Raw genomic sequence first — 2,127 nt, 5'->3', positions numbered from 1 at the left:
TCCCGCCGGCCGCCCGTCGCCGCCGGCCGACCCGAGGGCACCGTTGGCCCAGGACCCGACCGGCGGCGCGCTGCCGGGGATGCGGGAGAGCGGCGGCCGGTCCGCCGAGGAGGCCGGGGCACGTCCGCCGGCCGACGGGACGGTCACGATCCGCGCGGTGGGGCCGCAGTCGAAGGCGGTACGGGGGAGCGCTCCGGTGCCCCACGCCGTACAGCCCCACCCGGCACCGCCGAACTCCGGTACGCCGCAGGGGCCGCGGAACGTGAGTGCGCCGCAGAACCCGGGCCCGGCGCAGAGCAGCCCCGCACCGGATCCGGAGCCCCGTGCCCTTCCGGCGCAGGCGCAGCAGCCACAGCAGCCACAGCGGGCGCAGCAGGCGCAGCCGCCGGCTCCCGCACCGGCCCGGGGCCCTGCTCCCGCTCCCTTCCCCGCACCGCAGGAGGTGCGGCAGGGGCCGGTCCAGGCCCCCGCCGCCTCCGTACCCACGCCGTCCCCCGCGGCCGCCACCCCCGTGCCTCCGGCGGCCCTGCACACGCCCCTGACGCCCGGCCCCGGCGGTGGCTCCGCCTCCTGGGCGCAGCAGGTCCACCAACTGGCCCGGTCCGAACCGCCGCAGCAGCAACAGCCGCCGCACCAGCAGCAGGGACCCGGCCCGGGGGCGGACCAGCCCGTCGTGCCCTGGAAGCCGCCGGTCGACGACCCCTTCCAGCAACTCGCCCGCAACCAGGCCTCGGCCCGGCCCGCCGGGCTCGGCAAGCGGTTCGCCGCCCGGCTGGTCGACAGCCTCGTCCTCGGCGCGGCGGTCGGGGCGGCGGCGGTCCCGCTGGCCACCCGGGCGCTCGACCACATCGACCGGAAGATCACCGCGGCGAAGGAGACGGGGGAGACGGTCACCGTCTGGCTGCTGGACTCCACCACCGGTGCGCTGCTGGGGGCGCTGCTCGCCGCGTTCCTCCTCACCGGCTTCCTCCTGGAGGCGCTGCCGACGGCCAAGTGGGGCCGGACGCTGGGCAAGAAGCTCTGCGGGCTCGACGTTCGGGACATCGAGTCCCACGACGCGCCCACCCTGGGCGCGGCCCTGCGCCGCTGGCTCGTCTACGGCGTGCTGGGGCTGCTCGTCATCGGCGTGGTCAACGTCCTCTGGTGCCTGGTCGACCGCCCCTGGCGCCAGTGCTGGCACGACAAGGCCGCCCGCACCTTCGTGGCCGGCTGAGCGGCTTCCGGCCGGTCGGGGTGCCGGGCCGGTCGTCGGGACGCGTGGCCGGGCGCGCGGCGACATGCCCGTTTAGGCTCGTATGCCGCTCCGTGTCCCCCGAACGCACCTGAGCCGTTGCGGGCCCCGGTGGTGCGGGATGCACTGCCCCCATGAGTAACGACCAGCCGACGCCCGGCCAGCCGCCCGAGGACGACGATCCGTTCCTCAAGAAGCCGCAGGAGCCCTCGCCGCCGTCCGAGGGTCAGCCGTACGGCAGTGCGCCGCCGCCTCCTCCCCCGCCGAACGATCCTTACGGAGGCCGCGGCTTCGGGGCGCCCGATCCGCTGGCCGGGATGCCGCCGCTCGCCGAGCCGGGGAAGCGGATCCTGGCGCGGCTCATCGACTTCCTCATCATCTCGATCCCGCTGTATCTGATCTCGCTGCCCTGGGGCGGCGCGGTCGACGTCAACGGGGACGGCGGCGACGGGTTCGGCGACGCGGTCGCCAACGGGTACGGCGGGAGCCAGTTGCTGTGGTCGCTCATCGGCCTGGTGGTCTACGTCGCCTACGACACGTACTTCACCCACAAGGACGGCCGCACGGTGGGCAAGCGGCTGCTGAAGTTGCGCGTCGCGATGCTCAACGACGGGCGGGTGCCCGACACCGGGGCCGCGCTGATGCGGGCCGTCGTGCTGTGGGCCCCGGCGCTGCTGTGCTGCCCGTGCCTGTGGTGGCTGATCAACATCGTGCTGATGTTCACCGACAAGCCCTACCGGCAGGGGCTCCAGGACAAGGCGGCGAAGACGGTCGTGGTGGCCGCCCGCTAAGGCTGTCCCGGACAGCCCTAGCGAACCCGTGAGCGGCCCGCCGGGACCCGTTCGCGGGCCTCGATGCCCTCCAGGGCGTGGTGCGTCCGGGCGGCGGCCAGGCCG

General features: G+C 75.5%; 2 protein-coding genes. Both read left to right on the top strand.

Annotation, left to right across the window (positions count from 1 at the left end):
* The coding region (locus tag B9S58_RS02965) for an RDD family protein (protein WP_103530586.1) at positions 1–1,213 on the top strand (1,213 nt) is incomplete at its 5' end.
* Between the two features lie 152 nt (positions 1,214–1,365).
* Positions 1,366–2,022: an RDD family protein gene (locus B9S58_RS02960; RefSeq protein WP_103530585.1), complete on the top strand. Its 657-nt coding sequence runs from the start codon at positions 1,366–1,368 to the stop codon at positions 2,020–2,022.
* The last annotated feature ends 105 nt before the right edge of the window (positions 2,023–2,127 follow it).

This window comes from Streptomyces sp. SM11, from assembly GCF_002910905.1.
In the GTDB taxonomy this organism is placed as follows: domain Bacteria; phylum Actinomycetota; class Actinomycetes; order Streptomycetales; family Streptomycetaceae; genus Streptomyces.
The sequence above is the reverse complement of the archived record's forward strand: the minus strand, read 5'-3'. Positions and strand labels throughout refer to the sequence as shown.